Source organism: Allocatelliglobosispora scoriae, assembly GCF_014204945.1.
Lineage (GTDB): Bacteria > Actinomycetota > Actinomycetes > Mycobacteriales > Micromonosporaceae > Allocatelliglobosispora > Allocatelliglobosispora scoriae.
Window position 1 is genome coordinate 22,628 of sequence record NZ_JACHMN010000002.1, and the last position, 21,252, is coordinate 43,879.

A 21,252-nucleotide genomic window follows, 5' to 3' on the forward strand; every position below is an offset into this window, starting at 1 on the left:
TTCTCCGCGAAACACCCGGCATAAACCTGAAGTCGGCGATCCACGTACCGATGGAGTGGACCAGGTCAGCCGAGTGCCGGCAGGACCTGGTCCCGGGCGAGCACATCACGGAAGAGGTCTCCCTTCTCGGCCAGTCGCGCGGGCAGGGTACGGATGGTGAAGGAGTCCGGCCGTAGCTCCGGGTCATCGAGCTCCTCCCACGCGATCGGTGCGGAGACCGGTGCACCCGCGGCCGGGCGCGGGCTGTAGGGCGCGACGAGGGTCTTGCCCGCGGCGTTCTGCGTGTAGTCCAGCCTGGCCCGTCCGGCCCGGTCAGCCCGCTGCCACTCCCAGCTCACCAGGCCTGGCACCACCTTGCCGATAATCCGGGAGAGCTGCTCGACCCAGGCGCGGGTCTCGTCGAAGTCGGGGCCCGGCGCAATCGGCACCCAGATCTGGATGCCGCGGCGACCGGTGACCTTCGCCCGGGCCGCGACGCCGAGATGCTCGAAGGCCGTGCGATGCAGCCGGGCCAGCGCCAGCAGGTCCTCCCAGGGCGTCCGCTCGCCCGGGTCCAGGTCGATCAGGGCGTAGGTCGGCAGGTCCGGGCGTTCGACCCGGGAGGTCCACGGATGCCACTCCAGTGCACCGGAGTTCGCCGCCCAGATCAGCGCCGCCGGTTCGTCGGCGACGAGGTAGGTGCCGGCGTGGCCCGGTTCGGCGGCCGGGTTGTCCCAGCGCGGCAACCAGCCGGGGGCGTGGCCGGGGAGCTGCTTCTGCCAGAAGCCCTTGCTCTGCGCACCGTCGGGGAAGCGGCGCAGGGTCAACGGGCGGCCGCTGAGGTAGGGCAGGGCCGTCGGCGCGATCTGCGCCGTGTAGCGCAGCAGGTCGCGCTTGTCGACCGGCTCCTCCCCCGGCCTGGCCGGGAAGAGCACCTTGTCGAGGTTGGTCACCCGCAGGGCGCGGCCGAAGACATGCCAGACCCCTGACGCGGGCAGGGCGTCGAGCTCCGCGAGTTCGTCGTCGCCCACCGCCCGCGACAGCGCTTTCACCGCGACCGAGGCACGGGCTGCGGGCTGGTCGGAGTGCCAGGCCCGATCGGGATCGGCCTTCACCTCCTCGTTGGTACGCCCCGACAGCACCGACCTCGGGTGGTCCTCGGCGTTCCAGCCCTCGACGGCGTACTCGTCGCGTTTGTGCAGGAGCAGCCACGTCTGTTTGCCCGAGGTGTCGGTTCCGGTGCGGACCAGCACGAACCGCCCGCGGAGCTTCTCCCCCTGGAGGTCCAGGTGCAGTTCGCCGTCGGCGACCGCACGGCCGGGGTCGATCGCGGTCTTGCCCTTGAGGTGGCTGTGCAGCTGCCACGTCCCGACGTCCCAGACGATCACGTCCCCGCCGCCGTACTGGCCGGTCGGGATGACCCCCTCGAAGTCGAAATACTCCAGCGGGTGGTCCTCGACGTGGAAAGCAGCCCGCCGGGCGGCCGGGTCGAGCGTCGGGCCCTTCGGGACCGCCCAGCTCACCAACACACCGCCGATCTCCAGCCGGAGGTCGTAGTGCAGGCGCCTGGCCCGGTGCCGCTGCACGACGAAACGCGCCTGCCCGCCGGGCTGCGGCGGTGAACCAGCGGGTTCCGGTGTCACCGCGAAGTCCCGCTTGCGCTGATAGGCGGCGAGCTTGGAATCGGCGGCACTCACCCCACCTGCATACCCGACGAGCACCGATCCATGCGCGTGATGGGACTTATCAGACCGGGCCTCGCCTTACCGCTCAGGCCGCGCGCCGTAGTCCGCGGAGCACGGCGGTCGCCGTCCGCCGTCCCGAGACGAGCGCTCCCTGGATCGAGCTCGTGTCCCGGTGGTCGCCGCAGACGTAGAGGTGCGGTGCCAGCATGACCCGGCGCCGCAGCGGGTGCGGTGCGGGCATGGCGGGCAGCGCGTGCGGGACCCGGTAGGCCGCCACGAGATCCCAGTCCCGGGTGCCGGTGCGGTAGAGGAACCCGAGCCGCGCCCGGACCGCCGCCTCCACTTCGGACACGGGTCGCGCGGTGTCGAGGACGGAGGTCGAGATCAGTGGTCGGCCCCCGGACCCGTAGCCGGGCGCGGCCTCGCTGATGACGACGGTGTTGCGGATCAGTCCCGGCTGGTCGGCGTCGACGAGGAGCAACGGCTCGCCCAGCGGGCTGTCGGGGGCCGTGTGATAAAAGGTGGTCACCCCGTGCCAGTCCGGGGCTCGGACGCCCCTGAGCAGCGATGACGCGGTGTCGCCGTCGGTCGCGACGATCACGGTCCGGGCCTCGACCGTCTCACCGGTGTGCAGGGTGATCGTGGTGCCGTCGACGGCGGTGACCTTGCTGTCGCAGCGGACCGTCCCGACCGGCAGCCCGTCCGCGAGCTGCCGCGGCAGCGCCGACATGCCGTCGGCGGGCACCGCGGCACCCGATCGCAGGAACACCCGCCACAGCAGATGGAAGAAGCGCCCTGACGTGTCGAGCCGGTCCTCCAGGAACACCCCGGACAGGAACGGCCGCATCAGCCGATCGATGTCGCGCCGCTCCAGGCCGGCTGCGGCGAGCTCGGTCGAGGTCGCGCGGTCGGTCCGGGCCCGCAACCGGCCCGCGGGCACCGCGACGTCGCGCGCGCTCATCGCGGCGAGCGCCAGCGCCCCGCGCACGCTCAGCAGGTGGTACGCCGAGGCGAGCGCCTCCGGCCGCAGCGCGACCCGCCGTACCCGGCCGCCGGACATCACCCCGACGCCCCGGGTGAACGGTTTCAGGTCGAGCAGCGGCAGATCGAATTCCCGCGCCATCGCCGGGTAGGCGGGGCACAGCACCTGAAACCCCCGGTCGACCCGGAAGCCGTCGACGACGTCGGTGCGGACCCGCCCGCCGATGTCGTCGCCTGCTTCCAGCACCGTGACCTCGATCCCGGCCCGGGACAGGTGGCGCGCCGCCACGAGCCCGGCCAGACCGGCACCGATGACCGCGACGTCCACGCGTTTGCTCACCCTGAGCAGCCTATCCCCGTCGGTGGCCGCTCGCCGTAGAACCCGGTCCGGGTGCTCCGGCGCGGGCCAGGATCACCACTGCCATCGTCAGCTTCCACACCGAGAGCGGGTCGAAGGCGAGCCGCTCGACGCCGCCGCGCCCGATCCCGAACTCCGCCCCAGTGAGGAAGAGCAGGCAGCAGACCGTCCCCAGCAGACCCAGCGCGATCGAGAAGGCCCGCTCGCCCGGCCTCGTCGCCACGGTCGCCAGCCCCAGCAGCAGCGGCCCGACGGCACCCGGGAACTGCAGCGCCGCACCGGCGACGTGCACCGGCACGTTGACATCGGCGGGTGCGAGCCCGACCAGGATCCCGCCGGCCCCGGCGAGACCGACGCAGATCAGCCCGGCCGTGGCGAGCCGCCCGGGCGGCCAGTAGCGGCGGCTCAGCAGCGCGCCGGCGATCGAGGCGAGTCCGGTGAGGACGAAGGCTGCGTTCATCAGCGCGTGCCGGGGTGAGCACGCGGCGCCGCAGGTGGCGTTGCCGAGGTCGCTGATGGTGTTGACGGCGTAGCTGTAGGGCGGCGACCACGCGGCGGCGACCACCGGCTGCGCGGCGAAGTAGGACGCGACGAGCAGCCAGCAGGCCGCACCCAGCCGCACGGCACGTGACATGCACTCACCGTACGGCGGATCGGATCCCTAATCGAGCGGCGGGTCGGCGTCGGTGGGCAGGATGTGCATCGCCGCCTCCTCGGCGGAGAGGCCCTCCTGCTCGCCGCTGTCATAGCCGATGGACTCGGCCTCGTCGTCGAGGCCCGAACCGGCGTCGGGTGCGACGAGCCGCCCGACGTGCTCGCTGTCGTCGCCGGGGCGGAAGCGGTCGGGCTCCTCGCGGGCGAGCTTCTGCGACAGCGACTGCCCGTGCCGGGACTGCGCCTCGGTGACGCCGAACGCCTGGCTGAGATCGGGGCCGTCGACGGGCAGCGCAGGTGCCGAGTCGTCGGGACTCGTCAGGCGGACGCCCCGGTCCTCGGCGGTGGAGGTGTCGTCGGCGTAGCCGGGGATGCCGTCGTCCTCCGGGCTCGGCGATTGCGGTTCGATCATGTTCATATGATCCGTCTACCCACGTTCGAGCGTGGGCATACCCGACATTCGGATTCCAGGTATAGCCGGGCCCTGTGACGGGTACAACAGAAATATGCTTGGCCACGACGAACAGCGGCGGCTCGACGAGATCGAACTCTGCATCGTGAGTGATGATCCGCGCTTCGCCCGACGGATGCGGCGGCTGGCGGCCCGGGGCCACCAGCCGAGCACGGGCTTCTGGTGGTGGTGGCTGCTCGCGATGGGTGTCGCGGGCGGTCTCTCCGCGTTGTTCCACACTCCGGTGATCCTGCTCGCCGCAGTGGTGATGAGCACCGGCGTCGTGATGGCCAGGTGGCTACCGAGCCGTCTGCGGTGAGTGGGCGACCAGCACCGGGCAGTGCGCGTGGTGGATCAGCGCGACGCTGACCGAGCCCAGCAGCAGCCCGGTGAATCCGCCGTGGCCGCGGCAGCCGACCACGACGAGTTCGGCGCCGGCCGAGGCCGCCACCAGCGCGCCGGCCGCTGACGCCTCGACGACGACGGGCTCCACGGGGACATTCGGGTGATCGTCGCGGGATGTCTGGAGCACATCGGTCAGCAGGGCGGTTTCGATCGCGGTGAGCGCCTCGGTGTCGTGCACGACGGGTGCGTCGCCGAATCCGGAGGCGACGGGGCGCTGCCAGGCATGGATCGCCGTCACGCCGATCCCGCGCCGCTCCGCCTCCGCGAAGGCCAGCTCCAGTGCGAGCGCCGAGCGCGATGAACCGTCCACGCCGACGACGAGGTGGCGGTCGGCGTACCCCGATGGTGGTTGTGACTGGTGTTGTTGCGGGCGGACGACCGCGACCGGGGAGCGGGCGTGGGTGGCGGTCTGCAGGCTGGTCGACCCCAGGATCATGTCGTGGAAGCCGCCGTGCCCCCGGCTGCCGACGACGACCATCGCGGCGCTGTCGGACTCGGCGATCAGCGCGTGCGCGGCGTCGTCGCTGATCTCGGCCGTCGACACGTCGAGGTCCGGCCGGTGCGTCAGCACCGTGGCCCGGGCCCGGTCGAGGATGTGCCGGCCGGTCGACGACGACTCATCATGGGACAGGTAGTCATAGCCCAGGCGGGGCCCGACGAATTCGAGCACGTGCACGATGCGCAGGGGCCGTCCCTGCAGGTGGGCCTCGTCTGCCGCCCACCGCAGCGCGGTGTCGGCGCTCGCGGATCCGTCCGTTCCGGCCACGATGGGTGCGTCAGGCTGAGTGGTCATCTCGCATCGCCTCCCGGTCGCTCCCCTCCATCGTGCGCCCAAACCGCGGCAGGCGCGCGGCGGCGGCGGCATTTCCGGGCGACTTCCACCTTCCCGAGGTAGGACCAGCCCATCCCGGGGTATGTGTAGAAAAAGCCACATCCTGGAGGACGTCATGCCGCAGCAAGCGTGGAGCAAGAAGCGCGAGCGCCAGTACGAGCACATCAAGGAGAGCGCGAAGGAGCGGGGCGAGTCGACGGAGACGGCGAAGGAGATCGCCGCCCGCACCGTCAACAAGGAGCGCGCCCGCGCCGGCGAGGCCGCCACGTCGAGCAAGCTCTCGACATCGGACATCTCCTCGGGGCGCCGAGGCGGCCTGCGCTCGCACTCGGGGCCGGGTGGACGGACCCGCGACCAGCTCTATGAGGAGGCGAAGAAGAAGAACATCAAGGGCCGCTCGACGATGACGAAGGCCCAGCTCCTCAAGGCCGTCGGCCGCTGACCGGGGCCTACTCCGCCGACGACGCGGCGGGCTCGTCGGCGGCGATCGGCGGTTGGACGTCCCCGGTGCGGTCCCGGTCGAGGAGGACCCGGCGGACCACCCGTTCGAGCACGGCTTCGAGTGCCGTCTCGTCCAGCCTCGCCAGGACCGCCGCCTCCCGCGCGGCAGCCGCTGCGGCCGTCGCCTCCTGCGCCGCGCTGCGCGCCCCGGCGGCCTCGATCGCGAGCGCCTTGATCGCCCGGGCCAGGTCGTTGACCTCCGCCGGATTGTTGACGTGGTTGTCGAAGGTGTCCTTCATCCGCAGCAGCCCGTCGATGCGGAAGATCAGCGCGCGGGCATCGTCGTCGTCCCGGAAGGCCATGAGGTGTTCCTTCGCTTTCGCCAGGTGACCCGCGACGTCGTCGGGGCGGAAGATGTACTCGAAGTGCATGGTGTCGGGTTTGCCGTGGTACCAGCCGCCCCAGAAGAAGCCGCAGCGCCACCACATGGCGACCAGGGCCGGGGGGAGGTCGCACCGGAACGGGTTCTGCCACGGGTTGTCGTCCCAGTTGAGGTCGATCGCGAGGCCCCAGGAGTGGTTGCTGGGATCGTCGGACCCGTCGATGGCACGGCAGTTGAAACCGCCGGTCTGGTCGCCCTTGATCGCATAGCCGTGGACGACCTCGGTCGCCTCCAGCAGGATCGCGACGAGCTCGGAGATCTCCCGGCGGACCGCGATCTCGGTGCCGCCTCGGCGTACCTTCACGATCTTGGAGCGTTGGCAGTCGGGCCAGCCCCGGCCCCAGCCGCGACCGTTGGCGTCGTTGATGTCCGGGTGGTGGGCGGGGCGGTCCGGGTAGTCGTCGCGGTCAGCCATCGCGGCCCACCGGCGGACGGCGGATGTCGTTGCCCTGCCAGCGGGGCTCGTCCGGGTCGTCCGGGTCGGCCACGGGGCGGCAGGACTTCTCGTCGATGGGCTCGCCCTCGTCGTACTCCTCGATGACCCAGGCCGATGCCCGGAGCTGCTCGGTCACGGCTACAGGATGCGCCGCACGGCCGAAGAAGTGTGTCGCCCCGGCGACAGCCGGGGCGCACCACGATCCGCACAACTCTTCTCAAGAGTTGGTGCTAAAAGCGCTCGTGCACGGGGCACGGGGAAGCCCAGGCGGCGCCGGCGAGCGCCGCTTGGCGGCTAGTCGTCCTTCTTCAGGGCGTTTCTCGCGAAGACCTGCTGCCATGTGGCGGCACGCTCGGATCGGCCGCGGCCGATGAAGCTGACCGCCCAGTGCGCGATCGCGGTGAACCGGTTCTTGAACCCGACCAGGTAGAGCAGGTGCACAGCGAGCCACATCAGCCAGGCGATGAAGCCCGAGAGGTTGGTCTTGCCGATGCTGACGACGGCGGAGAACCGCGAGATCGTCGCCATGCTGCCCTTGTCGCGGTAGCGGAAGGGCTGGCCGGTCTCCTGCCCGGCGAGGCGGGCCTTGATCTGCCCGGCGGCGTGCCGCGCGCTCTGGATCGCGACCTGGGCGACACCGGGGAGCTTGTCGAGGGCCATCATGTCGCCGATGACGAAGACCTCGGGGTGCCCGGGCAGGGTGGTGTCGGGGTTGACGAGGACCTGGCCGGCCCGGTTGGTCTCGGCACCGGCATCCCGGGCGAGCTGCGCACCGAGCGGCGCGGCGGCGACCCCGGCCGCCCAGATCTTGCAGATCGACTCGATGCGCTCCTGCGACCCGTCGGCGTGCTTGACCTCGATCCCGGTCGCGTCGACCCCGACGACCATGGTGTTGAGGCGGACCTCGACGCCGATCTTCTCCAAGCGCTGGCGGGCCTTCTCGGAGAGGTGGCTGCCGAAGGCGGGCAGCACCACGGGGGCGCCGTCGATGAGGATGATGCGGGCGTCACGAGGATCGATGCGGCGGTAGTCGCCGGGCAGGGCACGGCGGGACAGCTCGCTGATCTGTCCGGCCATCTCGACGCCGGTGGGTCCGGCGCCGACGACGACGAAGGTGAGCCAGCGGGCCGCCTTGACCGGGTCGTCCTCCAGCTCGGCGAGCTCGAACGCGCCGAAGATGCGCCCGCGCAGCTCCAGCGCGTCGTCGATGCTCTTCATGCCGGGGGCGTGGTCGGCGAACTGGTCGTTGCCGAAGTAGGACTGGGTCGATCCGGCCGCGACGATGAGGCTGTCGTACGGCGTGGTGTAGGTGGCGACGGGGCTCTGGGCGGTGACGGTCCGCGTCGCCAGGTCGACCCCGGTGACCTCGCCGAGCAGCACCTCGACGTTGCGCTGGCGGCGCAGCACCTCCCGGGTGGCCGGGGCGATCTCGCCCTGGCTGAGGATCCCGGTCGCCACCTGGTAGAGCAAGGGCTGGAAGAGGTGGTGCGTCGTCCGCGCGATGAGGGTGATGTCGACGGGCGCCTTCCGCAGGGCCTTGGCGGCGAAGAGGCCGCCGAAGCCCGATCCGATTATCACGACTCGATGCCTGGTCGCCATGCGCTCACCGTAACCGATCTGTGCTGTCGAAGCGTCTCCTACGTCCGGCCTGCTACCCAGCGGTCATGCCGGGCATGCGCCATTGCGCGACAGGTCACCGCACGGCGAAGGCCGGGGGCGGTCACCCCCGGCCTTCAACCATCAGCTGGGTACGCCTACCGCACGCTGTCGACCTTGGCGAAGGCGGCGCTCAGCAGGCCCTGGTAGTAGGCCTCGTCGAAGTTGTGGTCGCTGGCGATGAGCTCGACGACGTAGTCGCCGTGGCTGGCGGTGAGCACGACCGAGCGGCTGACGCCGTCGATGTAGACGCGGAACGCCGCGATCCGGTCCGGGTTGGTGCCGATCGGCATCGTCTTGATCGGCACGGACATGCCGTCGAAGGTCATCGCCGGGCAGTCGGTGATCGCCGCGGCGAGCTGCTTGACGTGCGCGGCGGAGTCCGGGTCGTAGGCGATGTTCTGCTCGATCAGGTCGCCGTTGGCGGCGAGGAAGTCGAAGGGCCCGCTGTCGACGAGGCCGGTGTTGCTGGCGAGGACGGCGGTGTCGAGCCCGGTGCAGCCGGTGGTGCTGGCCGGGGAGTCCCCGGCGAGGGCGGGCTGCACGGTCCAGGTGGTCTTGGTCAGCGGCGCGAGCTCACCGGGGGTGAGCAGCATGCGCTTGAGCTGTTCGCGGGTGGGTGCCTGCTCGGCGGCGCTTGCCATCGCCGGGGCGGCAGCGGCGAAGACCGCCGTGATTCCCAGGGTCAGAACGATCCTCAATGATGTCCTGATACGCATTCCAGGTCCCCCGCTCACCAGCTCCATATGATCTCCGGCGTCTTTGCCTGGGGCGACATTACCCTCAATTCGCACCAATATGCCAAGATCAACAGAGATTTTCTCACTTTGAGTAACGGCCGCCTTGCTAATCGTGAGTAACTTACGAGCGGGCACGAATCATCATCCATCGACACAGGGCAGCATCAATGCCTACGATCCATCTAGATGCATGACTGATTCCTGGGGAGGCACACATGCAGACCACCGACGAGGCGCGGACCTACCCGTTCGGCGCGGCCGACCGGCTCAACCTCGATCCCCTCTATGCCCAGCTGCGCCGCAGCGAGCCGCTGACCCGGGTGCAGCTGCCCTATGGCGAGCAGGCCTGGCTCGCCACCCGTTATGAAGATGTCCGCTTCGTGCTCGGCGACCCCCGCTTCAGCCGGGCGGCGAGCGTGGGGCGCGACGAGCCCAGGACCCACCCCCGGCAGAACGACTCCGGCATGCTCGCGATGGACCCGCCGGACCACACCCGGCTGCGCAAGCTCATCGCCAAGGCGTTCACCGCCCGGCGGGTCGAGACACTGCGGCCCCGGGTCACCGAGATCGCCGACGACCTGCTCACCGAGATGGCGTCGAAGGGGAAGCCGGCCGACCTCGTCGAGGCCTTCGCCACCCCGCTGCCCGTCATGGTCATCTGCGAGCTGCTCGGCGTCCCCTTCGACGACCGGCACAACTTCCACCGCTGGTCCGAGGCGATCGTCTCCACCACCTCGCTCAGCATGGAGCAGATCCAGGAGTACATCGGCAGCCTGCACGCCTACATGGGCGGGCTCGTGGCGCAGCGGCGGGTCACCGAGACCGACGACCTCATCGGCGCCATGGTCCGCGCCCGCGACGAGAACGAGGACCGCCTCACCGAGGCCGAGATGATCCAGCTCCTCGCCGGGCTGCTCGCGGCCGGGCACGAGACGACGGTGACCCAGATTCCCAACTTCGTCTACGTGCTGCTCACCAACCCCGACCGGTGGGCCGAGCTCGTCGCCGACCGCTCGCTGGTCCCGGCCGCCGTCGAGGAGCTGATGCGCTATGTCCCGCTCGGCACCGCCGCCGCCTTCGCCCGCTACGCCACCGAGGACATCGAGCTCGGCGGCGTCCTGGTCAAGGCAGGCGACCCCGTCCTCGGCTCGCTGGGCTCGGCGAACCGCGACGAGAAGGTCTTCGACCACCCCGACGAGCTCGACTTCGCCCGCGAGTCCAACCCGCACATCGGCTTCGGCCACGGGCCGCACCACTGCGTCGGCGCGCAGCTCGCCCGGATGGAGCTGCAGATCGCGATCGACGCCCTCGTCCGCCATTTCCCCGGGCTCACCCTCGCCGTCGAGGAGCCCGACCTGCGCTGGAAGTCAGGAATGCTGGTCCGCGGACTGAAGGAGCTGCCGGTCACATGGTGAGTCCCGACTGGTTGATCGAGGTGGACGCCCGGCGGTGCATCGGCTCGGGGCTCTGCGCCGCCGGTGCACCCGACCACTTCACCGTCACCGACAACGTCGCGGTGCCGGTGAACACCGCGGTGGAGGCCGACGAGGCCGTGCTCGACGCGGCGGAGTGCTGCCCGATGGAGGCGATCATGATCCGGCACGCCGCCGACGGGCGGGTGATCGCTCCCGCACCGTAAAGCACGGTTTATACCGTTAAATCCTGACCGAACGGCTAGATCGTCACTAAAGTGGGCACCCCCGGCCGGCATTGCGTTATCGTCGGTCGGGTGTCCACGGACGTAACATCGCAGGTCCGGGCAGGTATCGGAACCAGCGTAGATCCCGACGCCGCACAAGCCGGACGGGAAGCCGCCGCCATAGCGCTCGCCGCGCTCGGGCGGGAGCAGCCAGCCCTCATCCTCGTCTACGCATCGGTCCGCTACGACCTCCCGCTGCTCATCAAGGCGGTCCGGGAGATCACCGGTACCACCCCGCTCGCCGGGGCCACCAGCAGCGGGCACTTCCACAACGGCGGCGTCACGCCACCGGGCCAGGGCATCGCCGTGCTCGCCCTCACCGCCGGGCCCTACCGCTTCGGCATCGGCTCCGTCACCGGGCTGCGCCGCGACGCCTTCGCCGCCGGCAAGGACCTCGCCCGCGCCGCCCAGCAGGACCTCGGGGAGCCGATCGGCAAGCACTCGGCGCTGCTCGTGCTCGTCGACGGCCTCGCCGGGGACCAGCAGGCGTTCCTCAACGGCGTACACAAGGTGGTCGGTGCGGCCGTGCCCGTCGTCGGCGGTGCCGCCGGCGACGACCGCCGCATCACCGAGACCGCGGTCTTCGACGGCGACGAGATCCTCACCGAGAGCGGCGCCGTCGCGATCTGGATCTCCTCGCCGTGGCCGCTCGCGGTCGTCGCCGACCACGGCTGGCACCCGATCGGTCTGCCGCTGCTCGTGACCAAGGTGGACGGAACCATCGTGCACGAGATCGCCGGACGGCCCGCTGCGGACGTCTTCCGCGAGCACTTCCGCTCCGACGAGCAAGGTCAAGAACTCGGCTGGGTACGCAAACCCGGCTACCACTCGGCACACGCCTTCGGCCTCATCGAGCCCGACGGGACCCAGCTCATCCGAGGCGCCTACCTCGACGACGACGGGCAGCTGCACACCTTCTGCCCGCTGCCGACCTACTCCGCGGTGCAGATCGTCACCTGCCAGGCACCCGACCTGCTGGAGGTCACCGACGGCGTGGTCGAACGCACCGTCGCCGGGCGCGACCCGTCGGTGATCCTCGCCTTCAGCTGCGTCGCCCGGCTCGACATCCTGCAGAACCACGGCGCCGCCGAAGCAGCCCGGCTGCAGACCGCGGCCGGCGACGTGCCGACGTTCGGCTTCTACACCTACGGCGAGTTCGCCCGCACCGGACGCGTTGCCGGTTACCACAACGCCACCCTTGCCGCGATAGCCCTGTGAGGCGCCCATGACCCCATCGTCCGACGAGGCCGACCCGACCGTCGCCCAGCTCCAGGAGCAGCTCGCCGCCGCGACCGTCTCCGCCCGGGAGGCGTTCCGCGACACCACGCGGCTGATCCGGCTGCTCTCGGTGCTCGGCGAGCCCGCGTCCCCCGAGACCCTCGTCGACCAGACCCTGACCGTCCTCTCCGAGGTCTTCTACGCCGATGTCGCGTGCGTCGCCCACGTCATCGCCGACCGGCTCGTCGTCACCGGCTGCTGCGGCCTGCCCGAGGACGACCAGGCCTTCACCCGCGGCCTGCCCCTGGGCTCCGGCGCCGCGCAGGCCCTCGCCGGGCACGTCGTCGCCCGCAACGGCGGCCTGCTCGACCCGGCCGACGCACCCGGCTCCATCGGGCGCCTCGGCATCCGCTCCGCGGTCTGGGTGCCGCTGTCGCCGCAGTCCTACACCAGCAACCTGCTCATCCTCTACCGCAGCAGCGACGAGCCCTTCACGCCCTCGGACATCCAGGTCCTGACGTCGGTCGCGGTCCGCCTGCGCCTCGCGGTCGACGAGCGCGAGCGCAGCGCGGTGGTCGAACGACTCGCCCGGTACGGGCACCGCCTCGCCCGCCACCTCGCCCCCGAACCGCTGCTGGACGAGGCCGTGGAGCTGCTGCGCAAGCTGACCGCCGCCGACCAGGCCTGGATCGTGACCCTCGACGAGACCCAGGCCCGGCTGCGAGCGCAACGGGGGCTGAGCAGCGAGGTCATCTCGTCGTGGCCCCGACCGCTGGGCGAGCACGACGAACCGGCCGGTCCCGGGGTGCTCCGCGTACCGGTGCTGCGCGACGAGACGATCTCCGCCCTGCTCTTCGTCTCCCGCCAGCCGCCCCGGCCCTTCGCCCGCGACACCTGGGAGATCATGACGATCTTCGCCAACTACCTCGGGGTGGCGCTCACCAACGCCGAGCTCTACCGCACCCTGGAGGAGCGGGCCACCCGCGACTCGCTGACCAGCCTCGCCAACCGCAGCGTCATCGCCGCCCACCTCGAACAGGCGCTGCTGCAGCGCTCCACCAGCCACGTCGGGCTGCTCTTCTGCGACCTCGACGGGTTCAAGTCGGTCAACGACCGCCTGGGCCACGAGGCCGGTGACGAGCTGCTCCAGCAGGTCGCCGTGAGGCTGCGCCGACGCGTCCGCCCCACCGACCTGCTGGCCCGCTTCGGCGGCGACGAGTTCGTCGTCGTCATCGACGGCGTCACCCAGCTCGCCGAGGTCGCCGAGGTCGGCCGCCGCATCGCCGACGACCTCAACGACGTGTTCGTCGTCAGCGGCGAGCAGGTCCACGTCACCGCCAGCATCGGCGGCGTCCTGGGCACCCAGGGCACCAGCACGCCCAGCGCGATGCTGCGCGACGCCGACGCCGCCATGTATGTCGCGAAGGGGCGCGGGCCCGGCCAGGTCGAGGTCTTCGACGACGCCGCCTCGCACCGCTCGCTCGACCGACTGGACCTGCGGTCCGAGCTGCGCCACGCCCTCGACCGCGACCAGCTCGCCCTGCACTACCAGCCGATCTTCTCCCTCAACACCGGCCGCATCCTCGCCTTCGAGGCGCTGCTGCGCTGGACGCACCCGCACCACGGCAGCGTCTCGCCGGACGTCTTCATCCCGCTCGCCGAGGACACCGGGGCGATCGTCGAGATCGGCAGGTGGGTGCTGGACCAGGCCTGCCGCCAGCTCGCGATCTGGCACCGGCTGCCGCACTGGCGGACGCTGGCGATGGCGGTCAACATCTCCCCCGCCCAGCTGCGCGGCACCAAGGTCGCCGAGGAGACCCTCGGTGTCATCCGCCGCACCGGGTTGGAGCCCAGCGACATCTGGCTGGAGATCACCGAGCACAGCTACCTTCGCCACGACGTCACCGAATACGCCACCACCCTGCGCGCGGCCGGGGTCCGGTTCGCCCTCGACGACTTCGGGACCGCCTACTCCAACCTCGCCTACCTCAAGCGGCTGCCGATCGAGATCCTGAAGATCGACCGGTCCTTCGTCAGCGGCGTCACCGGACCCGAACTCGACCTCAGCATCGTGCGGGCGATCATCGCGATCGCCGACTCGCTGGGTCTGAGCTGCATCGCCGAGGGCATCGAGACCGAGGAGCAGCGGGTCGCCGTACAGGAGCTGGGGTGCCGGCTCGGCCAGGGCTTCCTGCTCTCGCCGCCGCTGCCGCCCGAGGAGGCGACGGAGCTGCTGCGCACCGAGTACCCGCTGGACGCGGTCCGGGTCCCGATCCGCTGACTCATCCGCCGAGGTTCGGGAAGGTGAGCACGGGCGCCGACGGGTCTGCTCCCTGGCCGGACGGGAATTCGGGGCAGAGGCGCCGGTAGGGCTCCGGTCCGACGTAGACGCTCCACTCGCTGCTGGTCAGATTCCGTCCCGCCCGGCGGCAGAGCTCGCGGGGCCAGGTGTCGGGTGCCGGTGTGAGGCGGCCGGTGCGGTCCCAGGAGGTGGTGGCGATGGTCCTGCCGTCCGGGCTGAACGCCACCGCGGTGATCCACCCGACGTGATCGATGAGCTGAAGGACCAGCTCGCGGCTGCTCACGTTCCAGATCCGCGTGGAACCGTCCCGGCTGCCGGTGGCGATCGATCGCCCGCCTGGGCTGAACGCGACCGACGTGACCTCCAAGGTGTGTCCGGACAGGGTGGCGACCTCCCGGCGGTGGGCCACGTCCCACAGCTGGGCGGAGCCGTCGGCGGGGGCGACGGCGAGGAGCTTCCCGTCGGGGCTGAACGCCAGCGAGGTCAGGCGGCCGACGTTGCGGGTCAGCGTCGCGACGGGCTCACCGGTTCGGGCATCCCAGAGCCGGGCCGTGCCGTCCACCGAGGCTGTGGCGACGGTCGTGCCGTCGGGGCTGAACGCCACCGCGTCGACCCAGTCCGTGTGGCCCCGCAGCAACACGATCGTGCTCCGCGTGGCCATGCTCCACAAGCGAGCGGTGTGATCGATGGATGCGCTGGCCAGCATCTGGCCGTTCGGGCTGAAGGCGAGGGAGGCGATGTCGTCGGCGTGCCCGGTGAGGCTGCCGATCCGCCGGCGGGTGCCCGTGTCCCACAGCCGGATCCCGCCGTCGCGGTGGCCGGTCGCCAGCAGCCTGCCGTTGGGGCTGAACGCCACCGCCAGGACGAAGTCATCGGTGACATCGGCGTCGAGGACGCCGGTCAGGCTGCCGTCGGCGGCGTCCCACAGGCGGGCCGTCCCGTCCCTGCCGCCGGTGGCGACGGTCCGCCCGTCCGGGCTGAACGCCACCGCGTCGATGTGGCCGGTGTGGCCCTGGAGCGTGGCGACGGGCCGGCTGACGGTCGTGCCCCACAGCCGAGCCGTGCCGTCCATGCTGCCGGTGACGATGGACCTGCCGTCGGGGCTCGCCGCCACGGCGAGCACCTGGTCGGTGTGGCCCGTGAGGGTCGCCACGGACTGGTGTGTGGTGGTGCTCCAGAGCCGGGCGGTGCCGTCCCAGCTCCCGGTGACGAGGGTGCTGCCGTCGCCGACGAACGCGACGGCCCGGACGAGGCGGGTGTGGCCGGGGAGAGTGGCGACGACCTTGCGCGTGGCGGTGTCCCAGATGCGGGCGGCACCGTCGGCGGATCCCGTGGCGAGGGTCGTGCCGCCCGGGCCGAAGGCCACTGCGAAGACCTCGCTCGGGTGGTCGGGGAGGACCGCCGTCGTCCGGTGCGTGACGGGGTCCGTCAGCCTGACCTTGTTGTCGTCCCCGCCGGTGGCGAGGCTCCTCCCGTCCGGGCTGAAGGCCACCGCGTAGACGGGGCCGACGTGTCCGCCCAGCGTGGCGAGCCGACGCCGGGCAGCGGTGTCCCAGAGTCCGGTGGTGCCGTCGTCGTTCGCGGTCGCGAGGGTCGCACCGTCGGGGCTGAATGCCACGGCGTTGACGGCGGCGTCGCCGGTCAACCGGCCCAGGGGCTGGTGGGTGGCGGTGTCCCAGAGCCGCACGCTGCCGTCGACGCCTCCGGTGGCCAGGATGCCGCCGGTGCCGTTGAAGGCGACCGCGTTCACGCCGCCGCCGTGCGTGACGGCGGCGGACCGGCCGGGGGTCGCGGGGTTCCACAGGCGGACGGTGCCGTCGGCGCTGCCGGTGGCGACACTGTGGCCGTCGGGGCTGAAAGCCACGGCGGTGACCGCACCGGAGTGTCCGATCAGCGGTCGCGCGACGTGCATCGGGGCCGACATGGTGGCCTGGGCGCTGGCCGCGGTCTGAGCGGTCACGGCGTGGCCGAGTCCGGCCAGTGCCAGCAGATTCGCCAGGTCCGGTTGGGCGGAGAGGACCGCACGCGACTGCGCGGCCAGGCTGCCCGCGACGGCGAGGTCGCGTTGGCCGCTCGCCTCGACGGTCTTCACCACCGCGACGACGGCGAGCAGGCTCACCGTGACCAGTCCCGCGACCAGGCCGCCGATGGTGGCCCGCAGCCGGCGCCGGCGGCGCGCGCGTTCCCGCCTGTCCCGCGCCCCGCTCGCGGCGAGGAAGCCGCGTTCGGTGTCGTTGAGTTCTCCGGTGTCCCGGTCGGCCCACTCCTGCAGCAGGCTGCCCCGGTAGAGGAGCGCTTCATCGTGGCCACGCGCCGCCCACTCGGCGGCGGCACCGGTGACGCGGCGGTGGGCCCGCAGTGATTCCCGATCGGCGGCGAGCCAGTCCCGTAGGGTCGGCCATCCGCGGATGAGCGCCTCATGGGCGATCTCCACGGTGTGCGCGCCGATGGTCACCAGCCGGGCCGCCGCTAGGCTCTCCAGCACCGTGGCGGTGACGGCGTCGTCGCCGAGTTCGGCACGGGAGACCCGCCGACGGGTGTCCTCGGTGCCGTCGCCCAGCGCGGTCAGCCGCAGCAGGATCCGTCGGGCCGCCCGGCGGTGCGCCTCGTCCAGCTCGCCGTAGCAGCGCTCGGCCGACTGCGCGACAGCACCGTCGAGGCCGCCGACCGCCTGATAGGCGGTGAGGAACAGGCCCGTGCCGCGCCGCCGACGCCAGGTCTCCCACAACGCGTGCGAGACGAACGGCAGTGCCGCGGGTCGGGACGCCGCCTCGGCGATGATCGTGGCGACGAGCGCCTTCTCCACCATCAGCCCGGATCGAGCCGCCGGTGCGGTGATGGCGACGGACAGCTCCTCGGGCGTCATCGGACCGACGATGAGCTGCGCGTCCTGCAGCGCCGCCACCAGTTCCGGCAGGCGCGCGCAGTGGGCGTAGAAGTCGGCCCGGACCCCGATCACCACTCGGGCCCGGCCGTCCCGGTCGTGCGCCGCCGCCAGCAGCATCCGGATGAAGGCCTGCCGCTCGGCCGGGTCCTGGCAGAGCGAGAACACCTCCTCGAACTGGTCGACGACGAGCAGGCACTGGGCATCCGGCCCTCCTGCGGCCAGGAGCCGGGACAGGGCCGGGCCGAGGTTGCGGGGGTCCGCATCGAGTTCGGCCGCGAGCGCGGCCGGGTCGCCGCCCGATCGGGCGGCGAGCTGCGCGGCGCATTCCCGCACCGGGTACGCGCCCGGGGTGATCAGCACCGTCGACCAGCGATCCCCGTCGGCGTGGACGGCCGGTACCAGTCCGGCGCGCATCAGCGACGACTTCCCGGAGCCGGAAGCACCGACGACGGCCACGAAACGCTGCCGTGCCAACCGGTCGACGAGCTCGGCGACCAGGCGGTCCCGCCCGCAGAACAGATCGGCGTCGTCGGGCCCGTAGGCGGCCAGGCCCGGATATGGCGGCCGGTCCGCTCCCGGATCGGGCGCCCCGGCCGCCTCCGATGCGGCGTCCAGCTCCGCCGCCGCAGCACGCCAGCGAGCGGTCCACTGTGCCTCGTCACCACCGCACGCTCGCGCGTACGCCGATGCCACGGCCAGCGTCGGCAGCTGATCGCCGGCGGCGGCCTGAGCCAGCGTGGTGGCGGAGTAGTGGGCCCGTTTCGCCAGCACCCGATAGGTCGGGTTGCCCGCCGACCGCCGCAGCTCCCGCAGCGCGACGGCGAACCGCTGCACCGGCCCATCGACCGGGTCCACCGGACGTTCCGGACGCGGCATCCTCCACCTCCAGCAGCCGGGCTCTATAGCGACAGGTGCGGATGCTATCAGCGCTTTCACCTCCGGCGATCCTCACCGAAGGCGAAAACGGCCACGAAGTTGTCCGCTCTTGGTTGTCCGGTTGACGCTCCCGAAGCCTGACAACCCGCGACGCGCTAGACATTGATCCGCACGCATCGCGCAGCAGCACACAGGAGCGGAACAATGACCTTTGACGAGTTCGTCGCCCAGCGGTCGGGCGGGCTGCTGCGGTTCGCGATGGTGGTCACCTGCGACGGTCGGTTCGCCGAGGACGTGGTGCAGAACGCGCTGGTCCGCGCTTCCGGCACGTGGCATCGCATCGCGGCGATGGAGCGGCCCGAGTCGTACCTGAGGGCGATGGTCGTCACCGAGTACCTGTCCTGGCGGCGCCGCGCTCACCGGCTGCAACCGGTGAGCGGACCGGCGATCGACCACGGCGGTGAGGCCGAGCTGATCCGTCGCGTCGTCGAGCTGCCGCCACGCGAGCGGACCGTGATCGCGCTGCGCTTCTTCGACGGCCGGGGCGGTGCCGAGACCGCGGACGTCGCCCTTCCCCGAGCGCTGGAGCAGATCGCCGCGCAGGCACCCGATCCGAGCGCGCTGCAGGCCCGGCTGGCCGACCGGATCCGCGCCCACCGGCAACGCCGCGCAGTCCTGGCGACGGCCGGCCTGCTGACCGGCGGGGCGGTGATCGGCATCCCAACCGCGTCGGCGCTGCGCGTTCCGGCTCCGCCGGAATCCACCGCGACAACGGCACCGCTGGGCCTGCGTCCGACCTGGGTTCCCGACGGACTGGTCGCCTATTCCCGCAGCGCATCGGTGGACGACCTGTACAGCGAGCAGAGGTGGACCGCTCCGCAGGACGACGCGGCACTCCTGGGCGGCACCAGTCCGCCGACGAGGCTCAGCCTCTGGGTGGGACGGATCTCGACGGTGCCGGACCGTCCTCTGACTGCCCCGCTGTTCGACACGCCCAACACCACCGTGGGCGGCCGCCCCGCCCGATCCGGGCCTCCCCACCTGCTGAAATGGCTGATCACCGACGACATCCTGGCCGGGGTGGCCGCGACGAGGCGGGACGACCTCGATCTGCACCGGCTCGCGGAGTCCATGGTGGACGACGACCGCGCGGTGTGTGAGGTCGCCATGCACGCCGGCTGGTTGCCCACCGTCGTCGCCAGGGGTCAGAGCCTCCCGCTGACGCGGAAGGTGCACGTGTGGGGTACGAGCCGGCACTGGGTGCAGGAGCTCACCTTCGCCGACCGGCTGATCACGATCAGGCTCGCGAGCACCCCCGGCGCTCTTGACGAATCGGGCCTGCGGCAGCCGTTCGAGCCGACCATGCTGCGCGGGCGCCCCGGGCGGATCCGCCACGTGCCCGGCGGCTCCGGCGTCGAGAAGCACGTCGAGATCCGGTTCGACCTGCCCGACGACCGGTACGCGCAGGTCACGTGCCACATCCCCGTCGACGACCCGGTCGCGTTGCGGTCCACCGCGATCCGCATCGCCGAGGAGCTGTCGATCGGGCCGAACCCGGACCTGCGCTGGCTCGGGCGACCGCTGCCGTGATGCCGCGTTCAGGCGGCCTCCCCCGCGGGTGCCAGCAGCATCAGCAGGTTGCCGAAGCCGTTCTTCGTCCGTGAGCTTGCCTGCGCGACCAGGTCGAGGGCACAGAAGTCGAGCATCGCCTCGACCCCGTCCACCGCGTACTTCCTGCTGACGTAGAGGCGGATCATGTCGCCCGCGGGAAAGGGGATGGGCGCACTCGCGAGCCGCAGTGTGGCGTCGTCCACGGCGTCGTGGTACATCTCGATCCGGATGGCGTGGCCGGGTTCGATGACGCCATGGAATCTCACCGATTTGCTGAGGTCCGGCATCGAGATGTCGCTGTTCTGACGCAGGGTGGCGGTGACGAACTCCTTGAACCGGATGCTGCCGCTGTACTCGAGCCAGGCCAGCCGCTCACGGCCGGCGAGCTCCTGGGTCACCGCGACCTCGAGCACGAGGCGGTCCTGCGGCCGCAGGAGCGTCGCCAGGTTGCGCAGCAGCTCCTTGTCGTCATCGAAGTTCGCCAGCGTATTGCCGAGGAGGGAGTAGAGGATGGGGGCACCCCCGCCGAGCTGGGCGGTCACGGTGCGCAGTTCCGCGATGCTGAAGATGCTCGAGAAGTCGAGGTTGATCGGGAACGACAGCATCTCCGGTGACAGACCGTCGGTGGCGTCGAGGCATTGCTTGAGCATGTCGACGCTCATGTCGACCGGCACGTACATCAGGTCGGGCTGCCGGCCGACCAGGGTCTCCAGGACGATCCGGTCCTTCTTCCCGGTGCCCGGACCGAGGCTCACGTAGTGGTACGCCGTGTCGTCGGGCAGGCTCGGCCACACCTCGGCCCAGGTCCGGTGAAACGACTGGAGGCTCCGTCCGGGACGCCTCATCACCCAGTGGGGATCGTCGCAGGCGTTGACCCATGCGTTCGTCGGACCGAGGCCCCAGTACGACAGCCCAGAAGGCACCCGCTTGCCGGCTCCGGTCTCCGGGTCGCCGGCGAGCGCCTGGTCCAGCACGGCGAGAGCCTCCGCCTGGTCCTGCCCGAGGAGGCACACGGACCAGTCGAGTTCGCTGGCCGCCGCCTTCGAACCCTCCAGGACCCTGGCCAGGCGAACGAAGTACTCCTCCGAGGACACCGATCCCGGCCTTCCGATCGTGGACTTGGTGCCGCCCGGACGCGAGATCGACGGATCCCGGTGGTCTCGGTGCAGTTCGGCCGCCCCGATCGCGTTGTAGAGCCGCTCGGCTTCGCGGAGTCCGTCCTCGCCGCCAAAGGCGACGGCCCACGGCCGGACGACGCGCTCCCAGGACGGAACCTTGTTGAATTCCATCGCGTCCTGCCATGATCGGCGGAAGGTCTGCACCTTGGCATACGCGATCAGCCGCGGATCGGTGGAGTTCCTTTCGACGGCCCGTATTCGTCGGTGCACGGTGGCGATATCGGCGTTCTTGGCGAGGACCCAGCGAAGGTAATTGAGCAGTTCCTTCAACTCCGGAGCCGCGTGCGAGACCGGTTGTCTAGCGGGCCTTCCCCGTCGTCGGGACTCGCGCAGGTCCGTCACTGACCCTCCTTGGCCTGGCAATGGACACTTGAGAACCGTCATGCTGGGTCGTTGGACATTCTGGGGGCGACAGAGGGCT

At 71.2% G+C, this 21,252-nt stretch carries 18 protein-coding genes; 7 read left to right on the forward strand and 11 right to left on the reverse strand.

Features of this window, described 5'->3' with window-relative positions:
• Positions 1-65: 65 nt before the first annotated feature.
• The 4 genes from F4553_RS06070 to F4553_RS06085 form a co-directional block, all read right to left on the reverse strand.
• Entirely contained in the window at positions 66-1,676 is a 1,611-nt protein-coding gene (locus F4553_RS06070; protein WP_184833334.1) for a non-homologous end-joining DNA ligase LigD, read from the reverse strand.
• A gap of 73 nt (positions 1,677-1,749) precedes the next feature.
• Positions 1,750-2,985, reverse strand: a complete 1,236-nt coding sequence (locus tag F4553_RS06075) for an NAD(P)/FAD-dependent oxidoreductase (RefSeq protein WP_221469793.1) — start codon at positions 2,983-2,985, stop codon at positions 1,750-1,752.
• Between the two features lie 10 nt (positions 2,986-2,995).
• Positions 2,996-3,637, reverse strand: coding sequence for a DUF998 domain-containing protein (locus tag F4553_RS06080; protein WP_184833336.1), 642 nt, complete (start codon positions 3,635-3,637; stop codon positions 2,996-2,998).
• Positions 3,638-3,664: 27 nt separating this feature from the next.
• Positions 3,665-4,069 carry a DUF5709 domain-containing protein gene (locus F4553_RS06085; protein ID WP_246466193.1) on the reverse strand — a complete coding sequence of 135 codons (405 nt, stop codon included), beginning with the start codon at positions 4,067-4,069 and terminating at the stop codon, positions 3,665-3,667.
• Between the two features lie 94 nt (positions 4,070-4,163).
• Between F4553_RS06085 and F4553_RS06090 the strand changes: the two genes are divergently transcribed.
• Positions 4,164-4,427: a DUF3040 domain-containing protein gene (locus tag F4553_RS06090; protein WP_184833339.1), complete on the forward strand. Its 264-nt coding sequence runs from the start codon at positions 4,164-4,166 to the stop codon at positions 4,425-4,427.
• Here the strand turns inward: F4553_RS06090 and F4553_RS06095 are convergent.
• The gene (locus F4553_RS06095; protein WP_184833341.1) at positions 4,407-5,306 is read right to left on the reverse strand and encodes a universal stress protein; all 900 of its coding nucleotides are present in this window, start codon (positions 5,304-5,306) and stop codon (positions 4,407-4,409) included. The genes F4553_RS06090 and F4553_RS06095 overlap by 21 nt on opposite strands.
• A gap of 154 nt (positions 5,307-5,460) precedes the next feature.
• On the opposite strand from F4553_RS06095, the gene F4553_RS06100 reads away from it, so the two are divergent.
• Positions 5,461-5,787 carry a plasmid stabilization protein gene (locus F4553_RS06100; RefSeq protein WP_184833343.1) on the forward strand — a complete coding sequence of 109 codons (327 nt, stop codon included), beginning with the start codon at positions 5,461-5,463 and terminating at the stop codon, positions 5,785-5,787.
• Between the two features lie 7 nt (positions 5,788-5,794).
• Here F4553_RS06100 and F4553_RS06105 read toward each other — a convergent pair whose 3' ends face one another.
• From F4553_RS06105 to F4553_RS06120, 4 genes are all read right to left on the reverse strand, one after another.
• Positions 5,795-6,643, reverse strand: a complete 849-nt coding sequence (locus F4553_RS06105) for a M15 family metallopeptidase (protein ID WP_184833345.1) — start codon at positions 6,641-6,643, stop codon at positions 5,795-5,797.
• Positions 6,636-6,800 (reverse strand): hypothetical protein, encoded by a 165-nt coding sequence (locus F4553_RS06110; RefSeq protein WP_184833347.1) that lies wholly within the window; start codon positions 6,798-6,800, stop codon positions 6,636-6,638. The genes F4553_RS06105 and F4553_RS06110 overlap by 8 nt, the downstream gene beginning before the upstream one ends.
• Before the next feature lie 158 nt (positions 6,801-6,958).
• Complete coding sequence (locus F4553_RS06115) at positions 6,959-8,263, reverse strand: NAD(P)/FAD-dependent oxidoreductase (protein ID WP_184833349.1); 1,305 nt, start codon at positions 8,261-8,263, stop codon at positions 6,959-6,961.
• A gap of 155 nt (positions 8,264-8,418) precedes the next feature.
• Positions 8,419-9,021, reverse strand: a complete 603-nt coding sequence (locus F4553_RS06120; protein WP_184833351.1) for a hypothetical protein — start codon at positions 9,019-9,021, stop codon at positions 8,419-8,421.
• A 254-nt stretch (positions 9,022-9,275) separates the two neighbouring features.
• On the opposite strand from F4553_RS06120, the gene F4553_RS06125 reads away from it, so the two are divergent.
• The 4 genes from F4553_RS06125 to F4553_RS06140 all read left to right on the forward strand — a co-directional run bounded on the left by F4553_RS06125 (position 9,276) and on the right by F4553_RS06140 (position 14,258).
• The gene (locus F4553_RS06125; RefSeq protein ID WP_184833353.1) at positions 9,276-10,475 is read left to right on the forward strand and encodes a cytochrome P450; all 1,200 of its coding nucleotides are present in this window, start codon (positions 9,276-9,278) and stop codon (positions 10,473-10,475) included.
• Positions 10,469-10,699 carry a ferredoxin gene (locus tag F4553_RS06130; RefSeq protein WP_184833355.1) on the forward strand — a complete coding sequence of 77 codons (231 nt, stop codon included), beginning with the start codon at positions 10,469-10,471 and terminating at the stop codon, positions 10,697-10,699. Before F4553_RS06125 ends, F4553_RS06130 begins: the two co-directional genes overlap by 7 nt.
• Positions 10,700-10,789: 90 nt before the next feature.
• Positions 10,790-11,977, forward strand: coding sequence for an FIST signal transduction protein (locus F4553_RS06135; RefSeq protein ID WP_184833357.1), 1,188 nt, complete (start codon positions 10,790-10,792; stop codon positions 11,975-11,977).
• A 7-nt stretch (positions 11,978-11,984) separates the two neighbouring features.
• Positions 11,985-14,258: a putative bifunctional diguanylate cyclase/phosphodiesterase gene (locus tag F4553_RS06140; protein ID WP_184833359.1), complete on the forward strand. Its 2,274-nt coding sequence runs from the start codon at positions 11,985-11,987 to the stop codon at positions 14,256-14,258.
• 1 nt (position 14,259) lies between these two features.
• Here the strand turns inward: F4553_RS06140 and F4553_RS42270 are convergent, their stop codons facing one another.
• Positions 14,260-18,021: an nSTAND1 domain-containing NTPase gene (locus F4553_RS42270; RefSeq protein ID WP_221469794.1), complete on the reverse strand. Its 3,762-nt coding sequence runs from the start codon at positions 18,019-18,021 to the stop codon at positions 14,260-14,262.
• 225 nt (positions 18,022-18,246) lie between these two features.
• Between F4553_RS42270 and F4553_RS06150 the strand changes: the two genes are divergently transcribed.
• A complete protein-coding gene (locus F4553_RS06150; RefSeq protein ID WP_184833363.1) occupies positions 18,247-19,632 on the forward strand; it encodes a SigE family RNA polymerase sigma factor in 1,386 nt (461 codons plus the stop codon).
• 8 nt (positions 19,633-19,640) lie between these two features.
• Here the strand turns inward: F4553_RS06150 and F4553_RS06155 are convergent, their stop codons facing one another.
• Positions 19,641-21,173: an L-histidine N(alpha)-methyltransferase gene (locus F4553_RS06155; RefSeq protein WP_184833365.1), complete on the reverse strand. Its 1,533-nt coding sequence runs from the start codon at positions 21,171-21,173 to the stop codon at positions 19,641-19,643.
• Between the last annotated feature and the right edge of the window lie 79 nt (positions 21,174-21,252).

Coding starts and splice junctions, on each gene's coding strand:
- F4553_RS06140 (WP_184833359.1), top strand. CDS start 11,985: ATGACCCCATCGTCCGACGAGGCCGACCCGACCGTCGCCCAGCTCCAG.
- F4553_RS06080 (WP_184833336.1), bottom strand. CDS start 3,637: ATGTCACGTGCCGTGCGGCTGGGTGCGGCCTGCTGGCTGCTCGTCGCG.
- F4553_RS06095 (WP_184833341.1), bottom strand. CDS start 5,306: ATGACCACTCAGCCTGACGCACCCATCGTGGCCGGAACGGACGGATCC.
- F4553_RS06105 (WP_184833345.1), bottom strand. CDS start 6,643: ATGGCTGACCGCGACGACTACCCGGACCGCCCCGCCCACCACCCGGAC.
- F4553_RS06130 (WP_184833355.1), top strand. CDS start 10,469: ATGGTGAGTCCCGACTGGTTGATCGAGGTGGACGCCCGGCGGTGCATC.
- F4553_RS06085 (WP_246466193.1), bottom strand. CDS start 4,069: ATGATCGAACCGCAATCGCCGAGCCCGGAGGACGACGGCATCCCCGGC.
- F4553_RS06100 (WP_184833343.1), top strand. CDS start 5,461: ATGCCGCAGCAAGCGTGGAGCAAGAAGCGCGAGCGCCAGTACGAGCAC.
- F4553_RS06150 (WP_184833363.1), top strand. CDS start 18,247: ATGACCTTTGACGAGTTCGTCGCCCAGCGGTCGGGCGGGCTGCTGCGG.
- F4553_RS06090 (WP_184833339.1), top strand. CDS start 4,164: ATGCTTGGCCACGACGAACAGCGGCGGCTCGACGAGATCGAACTCTGC.
- F4553_RS06115 (WP_184833349.1), bottom strand. CDS start 8,263: ATGGCGACCAGGCATCGAGTCGTGATAATCGGATCGGGCTTCGGCGGC.
- F4553_RS06125 (WP_184833353.1), top strand. CDS start 9,276: ATGCAGACCACCGACGAGGCGCGGACCTACCCGTTCGGCGCGGCCGAC.